15 protein-coding genes are annotated in these 20,206 nt (G+C 67.4%); 8 read left to right on the forward strand and 7 right to left on the reverse strand.

What is annotated here, in order from left to right:
* The first annotated feature begins 4 nt into the window (after positions 1–4).
* The 7 genes from parE (at position 5) to QO207_RS03755 (ending at position 9,639) form a co-directional block, all read left to right on the forward strand.
* Positions 5–1,900, forward strand: a complete 1,896-nt coding sequence (gene parE, locus QO207_RS03725) for a DNA topoisomerase IV subunit B (protein WP_301531242.1) — start codon at positions 5–7, stop codon at positions 1,898–1,900.
* A complete protein-coding gene (locus QO207_RS03730; RefSeq protein ID WP_301531243.1) occupies positions 1,900–2,934 on the forward strand; it encodes an esterase-like activity of phytase family protein in 1,035 nt (344 codons plus the stop codon). Before parE ends, QO207_RS03730 begins: the two co-directional genes overlap by 1 nt.
* Positions 2,931–3,455, forward strand: a complete 525-nt coding sequence (locus tag QO207_RS03735; protein ID WP_301531244.1) for a TIGR02281 family clan AA aspartic protease — start codon at positions 2,931–2,933, stop codon at positions 3,453–3,455. Before QO207_RS03730 ends, QO207_RS03735 begins: the two co-directional genes overlap by 4 nt.
* A 7-nt stretch (positions 3,456–3,462) precedes the next feature.
* The gene (gene parC / locus QO207_RS03740; RefSeq protein WP_301531245.1) at positions 3,463–5,727 is read left to right on the forward strand and encodes a DNA topoisomerase IV subunit A; all 2,265 of its coding nucleotides are present in this window, start codon (positions 3,463–3,465) and stop codon (positions 5,725–5,727) included.
* Between the two features lie 151 nt (positions 5,728–5,878).
* A complete protein-coding gene (locus QO207_RS03745; RefSeq protein WP_301531246.1) occupies positions 5,879–6,601 on the forward strand; it encodes a membrane integrity-associated transporter subunit PqiC in 723 nt (240 codons plus the stop codon).
* Positions 6,602–6,775: 174 nt separating this feature from the next.
* Positions 6,776–8,401 (forward strand): glycosyltransferase family 39 protein, encoded by a 1,626-nt coding sequence (locus tag QO207_RS03750; RefSeq protein WP_301531247.1) that lies wholly within the window; start codon positions 6,776–6,778, stop codon positions 8,399–8,401.
* Positions 8,401–9,639 carry a calcineurin gene (locus QO207_RS03755; protein WP_301531527.1) on the forward strand — a complete coding sequence of 413 codons (1,239 nt, stop codon included), beginning with the start codon at positions 8,401–8,403 and terminating at the stop codon, positions 9,637–9,639. Before QO207_RS03750 ends, QO207_RS03755 begins: the two co-directional genes overlap by 1 nt.
* A 1-nt stretch (position 9,640) precedes the next feature.
* Here QO207_RS03755 and QO207_RS03760 read toward each other — a convergent pair whose 3' ends face one another.
* Positions 9,641–10,177, reverse strand: a complete 537-nt coding sequence (locus QO207_RS03760) for a metal-dependent hydrolase (protein WP_301531248.1) — start codon at positions 10,175–10,177, stop codon at positions 9,641–9,643.
* 49 nt (positions 10,178–10,226) lie between these two features.
* Positions 10,227–11,783: an AhpA/YtjB family protein gene (locus tag QO207_RS03765; RefSeq protein ID WP_301531249.1), complete on the reverse strand. Its 1,557-nt coding sequence runs from the start codon at positions 11,781–11,783 to the stop codon at positions 10,227–10,229.
* A gap of 210 nt (positions 11,784–11,993) precedes the next feature.
* Here QO207_RS03765 and serB point away from each other — a divergent pair, with 210 nt between their 5' ends.
* The gene (serB, locus tag QO207_RS03770; RefSeq protein WP_301531250.1) at positions 11,994–13,214 is read left to right on the forward strand and encodes a phosphoserine phosphatase SerB; all 1,221 of its coding nucleotides are present in this window, start codon (positions 11,994–11,996) and stop codon (positions 13,212–13,214) included.
* Between the two features lie 170 nt (positions 13,215–13,384).
* On the opposite strand, the gene QO207_RS03775 is transcribed toward serB, so the two are convergent.
* The 5 genes from QO207_RS03775 to rhdA form a co-directional block, all read right to left on the reverse strand.
* On the reverse strand, positions 13,385–15,457 hold the full coding sequence (locus QO207_RS03775) for an EAL domain-containing protein (RefSeq protein ID WP_301531251.1): 2,073 nt from the start codon (positions 15,455–15,457) through the stop codon (positions 13,385–13,387).
* Between the two features lie 65 nt (positions 15,458–15,522).
* Positions 15,523–17,331 (reverse strand): molecular chaperone, encoded by a 1,809-nt coding sequence (locus QO207_RS03780; RefSeq protein ID WP_301531252.1) that lies wholly within the window; start codon positions 17,329–17,331, stop codon positions 15,523–15,525.
* 128 nt (positions 17,332–17,459) lie between these two features.
* Complete coding sequence (locus QO207_RS03785) at positions 17,460–18,437, reverse strand: HPP family protein (protein ID WP_301531253.1); 978 nt, start codon at positions 18,435–18,437, stop codon at positions 17,460–17,462.
* A 74-nt stretch (positions 18,438–18,511) separates the two neighbouring features.
* Entirely contained in the window at positions 18,512–19,381 is an 870-nt protein-coding gene (gene asd, locus QO207_RS03790; protein WP_301531254.1) for an archaetidylserine decarboxylase, read from the reverse strand.
* Positions 19,382–19,384: 3 nt separating this feature from the next.
* The gene (rhdA, locus tag QO207_RS03795; protein ID WP_301531255.1) at positions 19,385–20,197 is read right to left on the reverse strand and encodes a thiosulfate sulfurtransferase; all 813 of its coding nucleotides are present in this window, start codon (positions 20,195–20,197) and stop codon (positions 19,385–19,387) included.
* Between the last annotated feature and the right edge of the window lie 9 nt (positions 20,198–20,206).

Consider the following 20,206-nt stretch of genomic DNA (forward strand, 5'->3'; position numbering starts at 1 on the left):
CCCCATGGCCCAGCAGAACGCCTATAACGCAGACGCCATCGAGGTTCTCTCCGGCCTCGACCCGGTGCGCAAGCGCCCGGGCATGTACACCGACACCTCGCGGCCCAACCACCTGGCCCAGGAAGTCATCGACAACAGCGTCGACGAAGCCCTCGCCGGCCACGCCAAGAGCGTGCAGGTCATCCTCCACGAGGACAACTCGCTGGAAGTGATCGACGACGGTCGCGGCATGCCGGTGGACATCCACCCCGAAGAGGGTGTGCCCGGCGTCGAGCTGATCCTCACCAAGCTGCACGCCGGCGGCAAGTTCTCCAACAAGAACTACCAGTTCTCCGGCGGCCTGCACGGCGTGGGTATCTCGGTGGTGAATGCGCTGTCGACCCTGGTCGAGGTGCGGGTCAAGCGTGACGGCAACGAATACCGCATGACCTTCGCCGACGGCTTCAAGTCCAGCGACCTCGAGGTTGTTGGCACCGTCGGCAAGCGCAACACCGGCACCAGCGTGCACTTCTGGCCGGACGCCAAGTACTTCGACTCGCACAAGTTCTCCGTCAGCCGCCTTAAGCACGTGCTCAAGGCCAAGGCCGTGCTCTGCCCCGGCCTGCTGGTCAGCTTCGAGGACAAGGCCAGCGGCGAGCGCGTCGAATGGCACTACGAGGATGGCCTGCGCTCCTACCTGGTCGACTCGGTCTCGGAGAACCTGCGCCTGCCCGACGAGCCGTTCTGCGGCGCGCTGGCCGGCAACAAGGAAGCGGTGGACTGGGCTCTGCTGTGGCTGCCCGAGGGCGGCGAATCGCTGCAGGAAAGCTACGTCAACCTGATCCCCACCGCCCAAGGCGGCACCCACGTCAACGGCCTGCGCCAGGGTTTGCTGGACGCCATGCGCGAGTTCTGCGAATTCCGCAACCTGCTGCCGCGCGGCGTGAAGCTGGCCCCGGAAGACGTCTGGGAGCGCATCGCCTTCGTCCTCTCGATGAAGATGCAGGAGCCGCAGTTCTCCGGCCAGACCAAGGAACGCCTGTCCTCCCGCGAGGCCGCCGCGTTCGTCTCCGGCGTGGTCAAGGACGCCTTCAGCCTGTGGCTCAACGCCCACCCCGAGCTGGGCCTGCAGCTGGCCGAACTGGCCATCAGCAACGCCGGCCGCCGCCTCAAAGCGGGCAAGAAGGTCGAGCGCAAGAAAATCACCCAGGGCCCGGCGCTGCCGGGCAAGCTGGCCGACTGCGCCGGGCAGGACCCGATGCGCTCCGAGCTGTTCCTGGTGGAGGGTGACTCCGCCGGTGGTTCGGCCAAGCAGGCGCGCGACAAGGAATTCCAGGCGATCATGCCGCTGCGCGGGAAGATCCTGAATACCTGGGAAGTGGACGGCGGCGAAGTGCTCGCCAGCCAGGAAGTCCATGACATCGCCGTGGCCATCGGCGTCGATCCGGGCGCGGCCGACCTCAGCCAGCTGCGCTACGGCAAGATCTGCATCCTCGCCGACGCCGACTCCGACGGCCTGCACATCGCCACCCTGCTGTGCGCGCTGTTCGTCCGTCACTTCCGCCCGCTGGTGGAAGCCGGCCACGTCTACGTCGCCATGCCACCGCTGTTCCGTATCGACCTGGGCAAGGAAGTCTTCTACGCCCTGGACGACGCCGAGCGTGACGGCATCCTCGACCGCCTGACTGCCGAGAAGCGCCGTGGCAAGCCGCAGGTCACCCGATTCAAGGGGCTGGGCGAGATGAACCCGCCGCAGCTGCGCGAAACCACCATGGACCCGAACACCCGCCGTCTGGTCCAGCTGACCCTGGAAGACGCCGAGGGCACCCTGGAAATCATGGACATGCTGCTGGCCAAGAAACGCGCCAGCGACCGCAAGTCCTGGCTGGAAACCAAGGGCAACCTGGCGGACTTCGCCTGATGCGCTGGCTGTTGGCCGCGCTCGGCCTGTCCGCCGGCCTCGCGGTTGCCGCCCAGGCGCCTGTCGAAGCGCCCGCTGCGGCGGCGACTACCCCCGTAGCGCCGGCATCGCTGCAGTTCGTCGCCGAGCACCCGGTGGAAGGTATGCCCAGCGGCAACCTGTCCGGCCTGGCGCTGTGCGGCGACGAGATGTGGACGGTGTCCGACCGCGACGACGACCGCATCTACCGCCTGCTGATGGACGAGACGCCGGGCAAGGCCTGGCAGGCCACCGCGGAGCCCTTCGTGGCGCCGGGTACACCGGAAAGCGGGCTGTCCTGGGGGGCGAAGGCGCGCGTCAGCGTCGGCGGCCTGCTGCGCGGCGGCGCCATGGACTTCGAGGGCATCACCTGCGACCAGGCGGGCAACCGCTATGTGGTCAGCGAAGGCTACGCCGCCGTTCTGCTGCTGCCCGCCGCCGGTGAGCCGAGCTGGCTGCCGCTGCCGCAGAGCCTGCTGCGCCAGGCCCGCGCCAGCGGCCTGCTGATGGAATTCAACGCACTCTACGAAGGCATCGCCGTCAGCGCCGATGGCAAGCAGCTGTGGCTGGCCGCCGAGCGCCAGCGCCGCGGGCTGCTCAAGGTGCACAACGATAACGGCAGCTGGAAATGCGCCGGCAACTGCGTCCTGCTCAGCGAGGGCGGCACCGCCTTGCCGCCGCCGGAGCTGGGTGGCGAGCGTGCGCTGCCGATCGATTTCTCCGATATCGCGCTGTACAAGGACAAGCTGTTCACCCTGGAACGCCTGGCGCACCAGATCTGCCGCCGTGACCCGAGCAGTGGTGCGCAGGAGCTCTGCTGGTCCTTCGCCGCCGGAGCCCTGGCCCCGGAGCGCCGCTATGACCTGCCTTACGGCGTGGCCGAAGCACTGGTGCTGGACGACAAGGGCGCCTGGATCGGCCTGGACAACGGCGACCACGCCCGCGCCGATGGCGACATCCGTCCCTACGTGCTGCGCTTTGCGGCGCCGGCCGGTGGCTGGCTCGGTGGCAAATGAGCGACGCGGCGCCGGGCAGGCGGATCGGCAAGATCATGATGTTCCTCGCCTGGGGCGCGGGTATCCTGCTCGCCACCCGCTATTTCGGCGCCTGGGAAGACCGCCAGCACAATCCCAACCCGCAGCCGCAGTCGACCCGCAGCGAGGGCTACGTGGAGGTGCGGCTGGTGGGCAATCGCGCCGGCCACTACGTGGTGGACGGCCGGATCAGCGGCGAGCCGGTGACCTTCATGCTCGATACCGGCGCCACCCAGGTGGCCCTGCCGCAGCGCCTGGCCGACCGCCTCGGCCTGCCGCGAGGCTTGCCGGTCACCCTGGACACCGCCAATGGCCGCAGCCAGGGCTGGCGTACGCGCCTGCCCAGCCTGCAGCTTGGCGACATCCGCCTGACCGATGTGCCGGCGCTGATCGCGCCGGGCATGGAAGGCGACGAGGTGCTGCTCGGCATGAGCGCACTCAGACAACTGGATTTCACCCAGCAGGACGGCACCCTGGTGCTGCGCCAGCGATCTACACCGTGAGGCACGCATGAGCGAAACCCTCGATCTGAGTCTGGAGGGCGTGGAGCGCCGGTCACTGGCCGACTTCACCGAACAGGCTTACCTGAACTACTCCATGTACGTGATCATGGACCGCGCCCTGCCGCACATCGGCGACGGCCTGAAGCCCGTGCAGCGACGCATCATCTACGCCATGAGCGAGCTGGGCCTTGATGCGGATTCCAAGCACAAGAAATCGGCGCGGACCGTCGGTGACGTGCTGGGTAAATACCACCCCCACGGCGACTCGGCGTGCTACGAAGCCATGGTGCTGATGGCCCAGCCGTTCTCCTACCGCTACCCGCTGGTGGATGGCCAGGGCAACTGGGGTGCGCCGGACGATCCCAAGTCCTTCGCCGCCATGCGCTACACCGAAGCCCGCCTGTCGCGCTACGCCGAGACCCTGCTGTCCGAGCTGGGCCAGGGCACCGCGGACTGGGTGCCGAACTTCGACGGCACCATGAACGAGCCGGCCGTGCTGCCGGCGCGCCTGCCCAACCTGCTGCTCAATGGCACCACCGGCATCGCCGTGGGCATGGCCACCGACATTCCGCCGCACAACCTGCGCGAAGTCGCTGCCGCCTGCATCCGCTTGCTGGATGAACCGCAGGCGACGGTCGTCGACCTGATGGAGCACGTGCAGGGCCCGGATTTCCCGACAGAAGCGGAAATCATTACCCCGCGCGCCGACCTGCAGAAAATCTACGAAACCGGCCGTGGCTCGGTGCGCATGCGCGCCGTGTACCGCGTCGAGGACGGCGACATCGTCGTCACCGCGCTGCCGCACCAGGTCTCCGGGGCCAAGGTGCTGGAGCAGATCGCCGGCCAGATGCAGGCCAAGAAGCTGCCGATGGTCGCCGACCTGCGCGACGAGTCGGACCACGAGAACCCGACCCGCATCGTCATCATCCCGCGCTCCAACCGCGTGGACGCCGAAGAACTGATGACCCACCTGTTCGCCACCACCGACCTGGAAAGCTCGTACCGGGTGAACATGAACGTCATCGGCCTGGACGGCAAACCCCAGGTCAAGGACCTGCGCCAGGTGCTCAGCGAGTGGCTGACCTACCGCACCGACACCGTGCGCCGTCGCCTGCAGTTCCGCCTGGACAAGGTCGAGAAGCGCCTGCACCTGTTGGAAGGCTTGCTGGTCGCCTTCCTCAACCTCGACGAAGTCATCCACATCATCCGCACCGAGGATCAGCCCAAGCCGGTCCTGATGCAGCGCTTCGAGCTCTCCGAGCTGCAGGCCGACTACATCCTCGACACCCGCCTGCGTCAGCTGGCGCGCCTGGAAGAGATGAAGATCCGCGGCGAGCAGGACGAGCTGGCCAAGGAGCGCGCCAAGCTGCTGGCCATCCTGGGTTCCAACGCCAAGCTGCGCAAACTGGTGCGCGACGAGCTGCTGGCCGATGCCGAGACCTACGGCGACGACCGCCGTTCGCCCATCGTCGCCCGCGCCGAAGCCCGCGCCCTGTCGGAAACCGAGCTGATGCCGACCGAGCCGGTGACCGTGGTGCTGTCCGAAAAAGGCTGGGTGCGTTGCGCCAAGGGCCACGACATCGACGCCACCGGCCTGTCGTACAAGGCCGGCGACGGCTTCAAGGTCTCTGCGCCGGGCCGCTCGAACCAGTACGCAGTGTTCATCGACTCCACCGGCCGCAGTTATTCGCTGGCGGCCCACAGCCTGCCGTCGGCCCGTGGCCAGGGCGAGCCGCTGACCGGTCGTCTGACACCGCCGCCGGGCGCCAGCTTCGACCGCGTGTTGTTGCCTGAGGACAATGCGCTGTACGTGCTGGCGTCGGATGCTGGCTACGGCTTCGTCGCCAAGGGTGAGGACATGCAGGCCAAGAACAAGGCCGGCAAGGCGCTGCTCAGTCTGCCCAACGGCGCGCAGGTCATGGCGCCGCGTCCGGTCGCGGACCTGGAGCAGGACTGGATTGCGGCCGTCACCACCGAAGGCCGCCTGCTGCTGTTCAAGGTCTCCGACCTGCCGCAGCTGGCCAAGGGCAAGGGCAACAAGATCATCAGCGTGCCGGGCGACCGCGTGGCGAGCCGCGAGGAGTACCTCACCGACCTCGCGATTCTTCCGACGGGCGCGACCCTGGTGTTGCAGGCAGGCAAGCGGACGCTCTCGCTCAAGGGTGACGACCTGGAGCACTACAAGGGCGAAAGGGGTCGTCGGGGCAATAAACTGCCGCGCGGTTTCCAGCGCGTGGATGCCTTGCTGGTAGAATCGCTGTCTCAGGATTGAAACGCGGTTGGATACATCCTGCCTCTGGAGCTGAGGCGCCGGTTAGGGGATGATAGGTCCCCTTGGGTAACCGGCGCCTTGGCGCGTTGCCTGAATTCTTTTTTGTTTTGTTGGAAGTAGCGCCGAACTTCGGCGAATGACGGTGATCCAGATGAGCGCATTGCGCGCCTTGGCCTATCTTTCCCTCGTCAGCCTCCTCGGGCTGGCGGGCTGCACGGTGAATCGACCGACCCAGCTGTACCAGCTGGATGCGGGTGCCGTTCCGGTTCCGGAACGTGACAACGGTGTCGCTGTGCTCCTCGGTCCGGTATCCCTGGCCGATTACCTGAAGCGCGAGACCATGGTCCAGCGCCAGGCTGACGGAATCCTCAACCTGTCCACCGAGGCCCGCTGGGCCGGCAGCCTGGAGACCAACGTCAGCCAGCAGCTGATGCGCCTGCTCTCCGGCGAGCTGGACAGCACCCGCCTGGCCCTGTTCCCGGAGAAGCCCGGCTTCACCCCGCAGGTGCAGGTCATGCTGACCATCAGCCGCCTGGACTCCGGTCCGAAGGAACCGGCGGTGCTGGAAGCGCGCTGGCGTCTTCTCGATCCGAAGGGCGAGCTGCGTGACAGCCGTGTCTTCCGTGAGCAGGAAGAACACTCGGGCAGCGTGCAGGACCAGGTGCGCGCCCAGGGCGACCTGCTGCGCAAGCTGTCGGTCCAGCTGGCTCGCGATGTGCGCCCGGTAGCGACTGCGGTCGCCGAGCAACAGGCCGCGCCGCCGCGCAAGCCTGTGGTGGCCAACACCGAGCAGGCGGCCAAGCCCAAGGAAGAGGGGCCGAAGATCCCGCTGGTGGTGCCGATCCGCACCGACGTCGAGGTCTACCGCTTCTAGTCGCGTACTGTGACTGACTTACCAACGGCCCGCAGCGCCTCGCTCTGCGGGCCGTTTCGTTTCGGCTCCCGCCTGCCTTTGACATATTCTTGACGGCCCTCGTGTTATCAACTGGCCGACATGCAGGTCGTTGCGCGCGGACACTTTCCACGCGGAGCCTGCGAGAGATCCGACGTGTCCTCATTCCCTCTTCCTTCCCATGTTCAGGCGGATTCCGCCCTGGCTCGTCAGACGCTTTGCGTCGCACTGGCGACCCTGCTGTTGTTCCTCTGTGGCGTGCAGGGCGATGCCTTCGTCGGCTTCGACTCGCGCTTCGCCCTGTTCGCCAAGGAAATGTTGCGCCACGGGCCCGGCTGGTTCCCGACCACCTACGGCGAGCCCTATCCGGACTACCCGGCAACCTCGACCTGGCTGATCTACCTGCTGTCGCTGCCGCTGGGCAAGGTCACCAGCTTCACCGCCTGGCTGCCGACGGCGCTGGCCGCGGCACTGTGCACGGGCATCGTCTACCGCCTGGTGGCGCCGCTGTCGCGCAGTTGGGCGCTGATCAGCGTGGCGATGCTGCTGCTGACCGCGACCTTTGTCAGCGAAACCCGGGCGATCTCCCTCGATCTGATGGTGGCAGCGGTGGGGCTGCTGGCCTTCCTGATTGCCTACGACAGCGCGCGGTACAGCCTGCCGGGCCTGCTCGTGCGTCTGCTGCCGCTGCTGTTCGTCGGCTTCGCCCTGCGTGGCCCGCTGGGGGTGGTGGTGCCGGCAGGAATGGTCTGCTGCCTGTTGCTGCTGGATCGGCGCTGGAAGGCCCTGCTGCTGTTCTGCCCGAGCGCCCTGGCCCTGTTGATCGGTTGCACCCTGGTGCTGCTCGCCTTGGCCCGCGTCGCCGGCGGCGAAGCTTTTGTCCAGGATGTTATTCACATGCAGGTGACCGGCCGCCTGGACGGCACCGCCGGCTCCAGTGACGTTCTGTATTACTTCCGCAGTTCGCTGGGCAACTACGCCCTGGTGTTCCCGCTGGCGCTGCCGGCCCTGCTGTTGCTCTGGAAGCGCCGGCAGGAGCCGGCGGCCCGCCTGGTGGCCGGCTGCGCGCTGGCGGCACTGGTGGTGATGGCCGGGCTGTCCGTGCCGCAGGCGAAGAAGGCGCGCTACATCATCGCGATGGCGCCCCTGGCGGCAATCGTCGCCGGTTATCCGTTCATGGTCGCCGGCAGCCGTCTGGCCGGTGTCCTGCGTGCCGTGCTGCGCGGGCTCTGGCTGGTGTTTCCAGTGCTGCTGCTGGCGGGGCTGTGGTTCGCCTGGCGGCGTTACCCCGCGGAACTTGCCGGCCTCGGCTGGCGCCTGCCGCTGTGCATTGCCCTGCTGGCCGGGCTGCTGGTGCTGGCAGCACTGCGCTGGCGGCAACCGGCCGTTCAGGCGCTGTGCGCGGCGCTGGCCCTGTGGGGCGGCTACATCCTGGTGTTCGAGCCGGTCGAGCATCGACTCTACGACTCGCAGGCCTTCTCCGCCGAAGTGGCCCGCCAGCTCGAAGCGCGTCCGTCGTCGCTGGTGCTCTACGGCATGGGCAAGGACGCGCAGGCGATCAAGCTGATGGTCAACCTGGATCGCGACCTGCAACCGCAGTTCCCCGATACCCCGCAGCAACTCGCCGCCCTGCGCGGGCCGCTGCTGCTGATGGTTGAGGAGCGCGACCTGGCGCGTCTCGCCGCTGCGCTACCGGGCCTGCCCGACCCCTTGTTCAGTGGCCGTTTCAGCAACGATGAATACCGTCTGCTGCGCCTTGAGGGAGCGGGCACCTCGCCGTGATGAAGCCGCTTACGACCCTGCTCGCCGGCAGCCTGCTGCTGGCCGGCTGCAACGATTCCGATACCCAGGACCAGGTCGAGCGCAGCCAGGCGTTCTTCCGCCAGCATCCGCTGCCGGCGCTGCAGATCGTCCCGGGCGGAGGCAGCTTCGTGTTGCCGCTGCTGCCCGATACCCAGTACTACGCGGAGAACAACCACCGCGAGCGCCACCTGCTGCGCAGTGAGGAGCGTTATCCGGACCTGCCGTACGCGCCGGCCATGGCCTTCTTCGCCCAGACCTTCTGGCTGGCGAAGAACGCCGAAGCGCTGCAGGTGCCGCTGGTGGTGCACCTGGGCGACGTGGTGGAGAACTCCGACGCCGCCAATCAGTGGTCGACCGCCAGCGGCGCCATGCGCACCCTGGAAGAGCGCGGCGTGCCCTACAGCATCGTCACCGGCGAGCGCGACGTGCGCAGCGCGGCGACGCCGGATGACCAGCGCTCATTCCTCGATGAATTCAAGGACCACTTCGGCCCGCAGCGCGCGGCCTGGCAGAGCACCTATGTCGGCAGCGACCCCAAGGGGCTGAGCCAGGTCCACCTGTTCCAGCGCTATGGCCAGTCGTTCCTGCTGCTGGCGCTGGACTGGAGCCCGTCGGAAGCCACTCTGGCCTGGGCTCAGGGCGTGCTCGACGAACATCCCCACGTGCCGGCGATCCTGGTTTCGCACAACATCCTGCGGCGCAGTCCCGAGGGTGTGGTGGAGCTGTCCCGCGAGGGTAGCGCCAGCGGCCCGCTTCTGTGGGAGCGGCTGATCCGCCGCAACGACCAGGTCTTCCTCACCCTCAGCGCCCATGCCGATGGCGCAGCGCACACGCGGATGCTCAATGACCTGGGGCATAGCGTGGACATGGTGATGGTCGACTACCAGCACCAGTACCTGGGCGGCAACGGTCTGCTGCAGTTGCTGGAGCTGGACTTGCGGCGCAATCGCCTGGGCGCCCTGGCGCTGTCGCCCTGGGTGCTGTGGAAGCACCAGGTCTATCCGCAGTCCTACAAGCCCTGTGCTTCGCCGCAAGCGTTGCGCGATTGCGACCAGTTGATGCCGATGGACTCGCCGGGCTGGGAGAACCGCTTCCAGGTCGAGCTGGATTACCAGGCGCGCTTCGCCAGCTTCCAGGGCTACAGCGCGCAGCTACCGCTGCCGCGCGATCAGGCTTCGTTGCTGGAGCAGCTGCAGGCGCAGCTCGCTCCGCGCTGAATCAGGCTTCGCGGCGCAGCAGCCGGCGCAGGCCGATGCCGCCGATAGCCACCAGCAGGCAAGGCAGCCAGACCCAGCGCGCCTCCGAGATCAGCACCTCCAGCCCGCGTGCGCTGAGGAAGCGCGACAGGCCAATAGGCGACACTTCGATGGGATGGAAGGGCAGGAAGTAGCGCTGCTGGCTCCAGGGCCAGAACCAGGCAACGCCCAAGCCGCCATCGGTCATGGCGTCCAGCACGCTGTGTGAGGCGGTCGCCAGGCCGATCCACAGGCCGGCTTTCAGTGGGCCGCTGCTCAGCAGGCGGCAGCAGAGCGCGCCCAGCAGGCCGATGCAGGCGGCGAACAATAGCGAATGGCTGAAGCCGCGATGGCCGAAAGCGTCGTTGTAGGCGATGCCCAGCTTGAAGGCGACCACGTCGAGGTCGGGCAGGCAGGCAGCGAGCATGCCCGCCAGCAGCAGGCGCGGCGGAATGATCCGCGAGCCGAGTGCCAGGCCGACGGCCAGCGCCGGCAGGGGATGGGTGATCAGGGTGGTCATGGAATCCTTTCCACGTGGGGCCCGGCGGCGGCCCCTCTACTGTTGGGGGTCAGGTGGTGCGCAGCGCGCGCATGCGCGACAGCTGGCGTTCCAGCATCGACGGGTAGGGTTCCTTCAGCCATTCCACGCAGCAGGCGTTTTCCGGGCTGGCGATCGGGCGGATGCGTGCCCGCTCGCGGACCTTGTCATCGTCGCCGATGGCTTTTTCCACCAGCAGCAGGTTGCGGCTGTGCTGGCTGAGCGCCAAGGCGTCCTGTGCAGCGGTATTGGCCAGCAACTCGGCCTGCTCCAGGTCGGCGACGTCTTCACCCAATACCAGGCCCAGTTGCAGTTGCAGGGTGATGCCGCTGTCGGCGACTTCGATCTGCAGGGCGTGACCCAGGGCGCGCATCAGCTCGCCGCAGCACAGTGCGTTGGTGAGGTATTCCTCGTCCTGGTCACGGCTGTGGAAGAGGATCAGGCTGCCGCCGTCGCTGAGGGTGTAGAGCGTGCCCTTGTACAGGCGCGCGGCCTGTTCCAGGCAGTCGCGGTAGCGTTGCAGCAGGTCGACCAGGCGCGGGCGCGGCAAGCGGCGCAGTTGCTCCTGGGCGCCCAGTTGCACGGCCAGCACGGCGCTGGTGCCGGCGGCAACCGGCTCAGGCTCGGCCTCTTCTTCCTCGACGCCGATTTCGTCTTCGGCTTCCGCCCGGGCGGCAGGCTCGAATTCTTCTTCCTCGGGGAAGTCCTCGTCGGCAGCCGGCTTGCGGCGGGCGGCGGGGGCGAGCAGTTCGTCGTCGGAGAAAATGTTCTCGTCGAATTCGTGTTCGTCGATGGCGACGGTGTCGTCCAGCAGCGGCTCCTTGGCGGCTGCCTTGGGCGCGGCTTTCGGGCGCGGGGCAGGGGCGCTGACCACCGGCTCCGGCGCCGGCGGCTTCTCCGGCACCAGGCGCGATTGCAGCTGGCGGGCGAGGTCGCCGATCTCGTTCTGCAGGTCGGCGCCCGGCGCGGGGTCATCCGGGTCGCGCAGCCAGACACGAAGCTGTAACAAGGGTGTGGAAATCTGCCGGCCCAGACGCAAGCCGAAGGTCAGGGTGAGCAGCAGCAGGATCAGGCTGATCAGCCCCATGCTCTGCAGGCTGACGGTCATCGGCTGCTCGAACTGGTGCATGTCGAGGCTGATGCGCAGATGCCCGGCGATCACTTCCTGGAAGGTGATCGGCGTCGAGTACAGGCCTTCGGCGTCGCCCAGCAGGCCCTGCTTGGGCCGTGTGCCGGACTCGGCGAGGATGCGGTTGTCCACGCTGTAGATGGCGGCGTGGGCCACCAGCGGGTTCTTCGTCAGGTTGTTGAGCAGCACGTTGAGGCTGAGGATGTCGTTGGACACCAGCAGCTCGGTGGCGGACTGCGCCGTCTGGGTGGTCAGGCTCTGACCCAGGGCGTCGGCCTGCTGCTGCATGGCCTGCTTGAACTGCATGCCCATCACCCAGGCGTAGATCACCAGGGCGGCCGCCACCAGCAGCAGGCCGTGGATGGCGATCCGCAGGGCAATCGGCACGCGCCGCTGGCGCAGGGCGTGGAAGAGCAGCAGGAAGAAATTGTCGGGCTTGACGGAGGTGGGCCGGGTCACAGCGGGCTCGGTCTTCTTTAAGGGCAGAGCCGGCAGTATAACGAGGCCCTCCCGAGGGGCAAAGCGCCGCAGGCGCTGTCAAGGCGGCTAAAGTCGGCGTCCGTCGGCCAGCGTGGGCTCATTCCGATCGACGGCCCTGCCTTGCGGGGCGGCTGGAGCGACGGAAAGCAGGTAGAATGGCCGCCTTTTTTCCATGGCGGAGACAGCGCCTTGCGCGAGATCGTCCTGATCAATATCACCGGGGAAGACCGCCCCGGCCTCACCGCGGCCATTACCGGCGTCCTGGCGCAGGGTGGCGTGAATATCCTCGACATCGGCCAGGCGGTGATCCACGACACCCTGTCCTTCGGCATCCTGGTAGAAATCCCGGATGAAGAGCGGGCCTCGTCGGTGCTCAAGGACGTGCTGTTCACGGCCTACAAGCTCGACCAGCAGGTGCGCTTCACGCCGGTGTCCGAAGATGATTACCGCCAGTGGGTCGGTGGCCAGGGCAAGCCCCGCCACATGGTCACCCTGCTGACGCGCCGGGTGACCGCCGAGCAGCTGCAGCGGGTCAGCTCGATCACTGCCAAATACGGCCTGAACATCGACCAGATCGACCGCCTGTCCGGGCGCATGCCGCTGGACATGCCGGCCGACCAGGGCAAGGGCTGCATCGAGTTCTCCGTGCGTGGCGAGCCCGCAGATCCTGCGGCCCTGCGCGCCGAGTTCCTCAGCGTGGCCCAGGAGCTGAACGTCGATATCGCCTTCCAGCAGGATTCGGTGTTCCGCCGCAACCGTCGCCTGGCGGTATTCGACATGGACTCGACGCTGATCGAGGCCGAAGTGATCGACGAACTGGCCAAGGCCGCCGGCGTCGGCGAGCAGGTCTCCGAGATCACCGAGCGCGCCATGCGCGGTGAACTGGACTTCCGTGCCAGCTTCAAGGAGCGCCTGGCGCTGCTGCAGGGGCTATCCGAGGACGTGCTGGAAGAGATCGGCGCCTCGCTGCGCCTGACCGAAGGCGCCGAGACGCTGTTCGCCGAACTCAAGCGCCTGGGCTACAAGACCGCGATCCTGTCCGGCGGCTTCAGCTACTTCGCCAAGCAGCTGCAGGCCAAGCTCGGGATCGACTACGTGTTCGCCAACGAGCTGCAGATCGTCGACGGCAAGCTGACCGGCGTGGCCATCGAGCCCATCGTCGATGCCCAGCGCAAGGCTGACCTGCTGCGCGAGCTGGCGGCGAAGGAAGGTTTGCAGCTGGAACAGACCATCGCCGTGGGCGACGGCGCCAACGACCTGCCGATGCTCGGCCTGGCCGGCCTGGGCGTGGCCTTCCGCGCCAAGCCGCTGGTCAAGCAGTCGGCCAAGCAGGCGATCTCCACCCTCGGGCTGGATGGCATCCTCTACCTGCTCGGCTTCCGCGACCGCGAAGGCGCCGACGAGCGCTGATCGATGCCGGAATGAAAAAAGCCGCCCTTCGGGGCGGCTTTTTAGTTTTTGCGAGGGCTCGGTGTGAAACGGACCCTATCGCGGACGGAGTCCGCTCCTACGCCTAGGTCGGGGGTAGGAGCGGGCTTTGTTCGCGATGGATCAACCCCAACGCCGGAACTGCGTCGGGATTACTCGTCCGAGGCGAAGTCGTAATCCATCGCCTGGCTCGGGCCCTGCAGGTAGCGGCCCTGGATATAGTTGGCGCCGGCCTGCCAGAGGGTGGCCAGGGCGGTGGCGCTTTCCACCATCGGCACGATGGTCAGCTTGGCCTGGGCGTGCAGGCTGGCCATCAGGGTCTTCAGGTTTTCCTGGTTTTCCGGATTGCTCAGGTCCTGCACGTAGGAGCCATCGACCTTCACGAAGTCGACGTTCATGTGCTTGAGGGTGTTGAACGGGTTCAGCGCGCAACCGAACTGGCACAGGGCGATCTGGCAGTGCAGCTCGGCCAGGCCCTGGCTGAGCACCTTGGCCTGGCGCAGGTAGGCGATGGCGTCCGGCTCGTTGATCTGCACGATCAGCGCGTCGGCCGGCAGGCGCGAGGCCTTCAGCGCCACGCTGAGCCACGGCAGCAGCTCGGGGTCCTGCAGGCCGGAGCCGGAGAGATGTACGAAGAGCTTGGTCTCGTGGCCCTTGGCGCGGTGTTCGGAGAGCAGCTTGATCGAGTTGAGCAGCACCCAGCGGTCGATCTTCTCCGCCAGGCCCGCGGCCTTGGCAGCATTGAGGAAGTCCGCCGGCGGTACTTCCTCGCCCTGCGGGTTGAGCAGGCGCAGCAGGACTTCGTAGTGTTCGTGGGTGTCGCCACGCAGGCTGATGATCGGCTGGAACAGCAGGCGGAAGCTGTTCTGCTCCAGCGCCTGGCGGATGATCGCGGCGATGTCGCCCCGGTAGGCGGCGGCAGCCAGCTCGTCGGCCGGGTTGTAGACCTTCAGGCCGTTGCCGTCCTTCTGGGCGATCTCGTCGGCGGCGCGGTGGGCGCGTTCGATGACTTCCTGGGCGCGGGTGGTCTTCTCGTCCAGGCCGGCAACGCCGATGGACAGGGTGACCTGGGCGGTGCGGCCGTGGATGTCGAACAGGTGGCCTTCGACCTTCTTCAGCAGGGCGCTGAAGCGTGCGGTCGATTGCTCCGGGTCTTCGCCCGGCAGCAGCACGGCGAAGACGTCGTCGCTCAGGCGCGCCAGTTGCGCCTGCTCGGGGAACTGGCCGCGCAGCAGGTTGCCGAGGTCGGCCAGCAGCAGGTCGATGCTGGCCACGCCGAGGTTGAGCTGCAGGGTCTGGGCGCGGTCGAGCTGCATGTAGGCGAAGGTCGCCGGCTGGCCGGCGGTCACCGCGCGCTCCACGGCGCTGTCCATCAGGTCGAGGAAGTGCGCGCGGTTGTACAGGCCGGTGACCAGGTCCTGGCTGCTGACTTCGCGCAGCTTCTCTTCGAGCTGGGCGTTGTCGGTCTCGGCGCGGATCACCACCTGGATGCACGGCTCGCCGTCGTAGGTGGCCGGCGAGAAAGTCATGCGTGCGGCGAAGGCCTGGCCGTCGCTGCGGATGCCACTGCAGGCGAGGTCGGCGTTGTCCTCGGTGGTTTGATAACCCTTGAGGAAGTCCTTGAAGGTGGCCTGGTCGCAACCGGCGATCAGATCGATCATCGGCATGCCTTCCAGTTCCTCGGCGTCCTCGTAGCCGAACAGGCCGACGTAGGCGCGGTTGGCGTAGATGTGCATGCCGTCGTGGACGTAGGTGATGGCGTCCACCGAGCTGTCCAGCAGCAGCTGGCAGCGCTTTTCGGCCTCGCGCAGGGCGACTTCGGCGGAGCGGCGCGCACGGCGCTCCTCCAGGTTGGCCAGCTCGCGGTTGGCCACCAGGATCAGTCGTTCATCCTCGCCTTGCGGCAGGGCGTCCTGGGCGCCGAGCGCCAGGGCCTCGGTCACGGCATCGGAATCGTTGCCGCTGACCAGCTGGATGAAGGGAATGTCCTTGGCCTGGCGGCGGATGGCGCCCAGCGCTTCGCTCGGGTCCAGCGCCTCGGCTTCGGGGGCTGCGATCAGCAGGTCCCAGCCCTGGGACAGGATCTCCGCCAGGTCTTCGCTGGAGGTGATGCGGTGGACGCGGGTCGCACGACCGGCGTTGCGGAACAGGCTGACCAGGCGCTCGGCTTCGTTCTGCGAGTCTTCCAGGATCAGCAGGCGGATGGTTTTCTTTTCATTGGCCATGGGGAAGGCTGCTTATACCGCGCTGGACGGCAGCAAAAAGGCGACAAGTGGGAATTTTCTGAAATCTACAGAGACTTCCACAGTGAGTCAAAATCTTCCTCCCCACCATTCCCGCGAGTGTTCGCGGCTGTGATGGGCTTATCGCTCGGGGCTCCCGCCGCATCCTGCGCCTGGTATTCGAACTGGGTGAAGCTGGCGGTCGCGGTGACCTTGCGGGTCAGGGTGGCGCGGCGCTCGTCGCCCTGCAGGTTGAGCTGCACGCGGTTGCCTTCCTGGAACGGCAGGCGCGGGGTGATGACAGTGGCCGGCCGGGAGATCGCGGCGATCTCCGGCAGCAGCAGGGCGCGCAGGTACTGGCTGCCCTGTTCGGTCTTGCGCAGCAGTTGCAGGCCGCAGGGCTGGGCGAGCGGAGCGATCAGCTCGATACCCATCTGCGTGCCGCCGCCACGGACCTGGCGAATCCAGCGCACCACGGCGATGCTCCAGCTGTGCTCGGGGGTGTCCTGGATGCCGAGGATTTCACCGGCCTGCAGCTGGCTGGGGATTTCCTTCGGCCAGGTCAGGCAGTAGCCGCCGGGGCTGTGGTTGACGATGGCCAGGGTGAACACCGGGTAATCGTCGCGCGGGGCTTCCTGCGTCGTGCTCACGCCGGTGTCGTCGGTGTGACGCGGGGCGGTGTATTCGATTTCCTCCATGGGCATGCCGGGCTGCCAGTCGTTGACCTTCTGCGCATCGAAGGCGCTCGACCAGGCGTCGCTGATTTCTGCCTTGAAGGTAGGCGCCTGGACTTCCAGTTGGATCTTCAGCACGTCGGCGAAGCTGCGGCGGCCGGCAAGGAAGTAGTGCAGGGCGCTCATGCCGATGCACAGGGTCAGCTGGCCCTGGCCGGGCGTGCGGTGGAAGGTGCGCTCGGCGATGTCGCCCCAGGCGGCCGCCAGGTGCTGCAGCAGGTCGATGCTGACGCCCTCGGGCACCTTCAGGCGCGCCTTGGGCCGGTCTTCGGCGCTGAGCATCAGGTATTCGCGGATCTGGTCCACCAGCGGTTGCGGGTCGATGCCCAGGCCGCCGCCGAGGTCGGTTTCCTTGAACAGGGTGCGGTAGCGCGGCGGACCGTCGACCTGCGGCATCACCACGAACAGCGTGGACGGCAGGTCAGCGGCCTGCACCTTCACCAGCGAGCTCCAGCCTTCGAGGACTTCGGCGACGCGGGCGATGTTGTTCTGGCGCATCTGGTTGCAGCGCGCCGAACCGAGCATCAGCGCCACCAGGTAGGACTGTTCGATGGACAGCCCCGGGGACTGGCGCGCCAGTGCATCACGCACCGGAGTGTTCTGCAGGCCGTGCTGGCGGGCGAGCTGGTACAGCTGGTGGAGCTCCAGCCAGAGATGTTCGGGCACCGGGCAATACAGCTGCGAGGCTCGTACCAGCGGGCCGCACAGGCTGCGGATGGCGCGCTGGATGGCGGCGGTCATCACCTGCGCGCGTTCGCGGGTGAAGCGCGAGGCCTCGCGCACGGCGATCAGCTTGTAGCCGATGGCCAGGTGGTTCTGCAGGGCCTGGCAGAGGTTGGCGACCTTGCGCGGGCGCTCGTCGAGGACGATGGACTGGTTGAGGAAGTGCCGCTCCAGGTTATGGCAGACGAAGTGCACTTCCGGGCGGAACAGTTCCAGCAATTGCAGGCGCGTCTCCACCGGGAGCTTGAGCTGGTTCAGCTCGATCAGCCCCTGGTAGAGCTGACGCGCGGTCTCTCCGAGGTTGGCCTTGGGCAGATGGTCCAGCCAGGTTTTCAGCTCGCGCGTGTTGGCGTTGCAGAAACTCAGGCTCTCGTGCGTCGGCGTGGGGACACGTAGAAACTGCTGGGGACTGTTGTCCATAGTGGGGTTGGTTTCTCCACAATCCGGTCCGTTGTACGAACCGGTTGCTCATAACTGTCGGCTTTTTCCGAACTCTAGCAGCATCCGCCGCCCACCGCAGCCCATCGCCCGGCTGGTGCGCGGACAGGTCACGGCAGCGGGGTTTCCCCTTTGATCTGGCGTTGCAGGGCATCTTTCGCCGACTCCTGCGGCGTGACACGCACCCAGCCGTCGCCCTGGGCGACTACCGCGTGGGCGGCCCAGTCGAGCAGGTCCTGGCGGCGGCAAGCGCCCGTGTTGCCCTTGCCGGCGCCGGCCACCACCTTGTAGACCAGCTGGTCCTGGCGGCCACGCTGCTCCGGGTGACTGTCGATCACCTGGCGCACGGCCCAGGCATCGCCGCTCAGGGCGTTGCTGTAGCAGGCGCCGAGGAGGATGTCGTCCGCGGTCAGGCGCTGCGCCTGGGCGTGCTCCTGGGCCAGCTGGAGGATCTTCAGCAGGTCGTCGAACTGCACGTCGATGAACGAATCCATCTTGCGCAGCGCGTGGTAGAGGTCTTCCGGCGACGGGCCGGCCGGCAGCTTCGGCGTGGCCGGCAGGCGTGCCAGCGGCGCGGGATAGCGGCGCCAGGCGAACATCCCGTTGAACACCACGGCGACGGCGAGGATCAGCACCACATTGAGCAGCACCGGGCTGAGCACGTAGTGAAAGCCCAGCGCGGTCACGGCCGGGCCGCCGGAGACTGCTGCCAGTGCGGTGGCGCCACCGGGCGGATGGATGCAGCGCGCGTAATGCATGACCAGGATCGCCGCGCCCACCGCCAGGGCAGGGGTGAAGGGCTGGTCGGGGAAGAGTTTCTGGCAGATCACCCCGACCATGGCCGAGAGCACCTGTCCGCCGAGTACTGCCCAGGGCTGCGACAGCGCGCCATGGGGCACGGCGAACAGCAGCACGGCGCTGGCGCCCATGGAGGCGACGACCCAGATGGCTGCTTCACCGGGCAGGACCCAGTGGGTGACGGCGTAGATGGCGGCGATGCCGCACAGCGCTCCGATTGCGGAGAGCCATTTTTCCAGGTGGCTGGTGGCGTTGGCCCGCCAGCCGAAGAGGTGCAGGTAACGATTCATGGCAGGGAACTAGCACGATGAGGCAAAAACACTGGCGGGCGGCTCATTGGCCGCCCGCCTTATAGAGGTGGGCGTCAGCCCTGGCGCGCGCCACCCAGGCGCTCGCCCATGCGCACGGCGCTGGTGGCGGCGAGGTTTTCCGCCCAGCTGACCTGCTCGGGGCCGAACAGCACGATGGCGGTGGAGCCCAGCTTGAAGCGGCCCAGTTCGGCGCCTTTTTCCAGGTGGATCGGCGCGCGGGCGGCTTCGTCGTAGGAGAAGGACTTCAGCTCACGCTTGGGCGGAGTCACCAGGCCGGCCCACACGGTTTCGATGGAGGCGACGATCATCGCGCCCACCAGCACCACGGCCATCGGCCCGCGCTCGGTGTCGAAGATGCACACCACGCGCTCGTTGCGGGCGAACAGTTCCGGTACCTGCTCGGCGGTCAGCTGGTTCACCGAGAACAGTCGGCCAGGTACGTAGACCATCTCGCGCAGGGTGCCGGCCAGCGGCATGTGCACGCGGTGGTAGTCCTTGGGCGACAGGTAGACGGTGGCGAATTCGCCGCCCATGAAGGGCGCGGCACGCTCGGCGTCGCCGCCCAGCAGTTCCATCAGGCTGTAGCTGTGGCCCTTGGCCTGGAACACGCGGCCGTGCTCGATCGGGCCGAGCTGGCTGATGGCGCCGTCGGCGGGGCAGAGCACCGCGCCGGCAGTCTCGTCCAGCGGGCGGGCGCCGTCTTTCAGGGCGCGGGTGAAGAAGGCGTTGAAGTGCTCATACGCGCTCAGGTCCTCGACCTGGGCTTCGCGCATGTCCACTTTGTAGCGGCGGGCGAACCAGGGGATCAGGCGGTCCTTGAACCAGGGCGCGCGGCATTCCGCGGCGCAGCCGATGAGGCGCGACAGCAGGTGATGCGGCAGCAGGTACTGGGCGAGGATGAACAAACGATCTTTGAACGACATTCCTTAAACCTCTACGGGGGTGTCGGGATGGTTGCCCCATTCCGACCAGGAACCGGCATAGCCCTTGACCCGCGGATAGCCGAGGGCCTTGGCCACCAGGTAGGTGAAGCCGGAACGGTGATGGGTCTGGCAGTGGGTGATCACTTCCTTGTCCGGGGTGATGCCCAGATCCTGCAGGATCTGCGGCATGTCGGTGCGGATGCGCAGGGCGCGGGCCGGGTCCATGCCGGCGGTCCACTCGAAATTCACCGCCCCGGGCACGTGCCCGCCCTTGGCGGCGAGGACTTTCTGGCCGCTGTACTCGCTGGGATTGCGGGCATCCCAGACGGCCAGGTCGGCGGCGCCCAGGCGGCTCTGCAGGTATTCGCGGGTGGCGGTGGGTTCGTCGTGCAGGGTCAGCGGCAGCGGGCCGCCGGCCGCTGCCGGGACGTCCTCGGAGAGCGGCAGGCCGTCGGCGAGCCAGGCGTGCAGGCCGCCGTCGAGATAGTGGTATTGGCTGTGACCGATCACGTCCAGCAGCCAGATGAAGCGGCCGGCCCAGCCGCCGCCTTCGTCGTCGTAGACCACATAGACGGCATCGGGGTTGTGGCCCAGCTCGCCGAACAGCGCTTCGAGGTCGGCCTTGGCCGGCAGCAGGCCCGGTGCCGGACCGCCCAGCTGGGTGCGCGCGGGGGCGACGAAGCGGGCGCCGGGGATGTGGCCCTGGGCATAGCGCGCGGTGCTGGTGAGGTCGACCAGGATCAGTTCGGGAGCGTCGAGACGGCTGGCAAGCTCGGCCGGTTCGATCACCAGCGGCAGGGCGGAGAAGGCGGACATGGCGGAGTC

This window comes from Pseudomonas sp. CAN1 (genome assembly GCF_030462585.1).
GTDB lineage: Bacteria > Pseudomonadota > Gammaproteobacteria > Pseudomonadales > Pseudomonadaceae > Pseudomonas.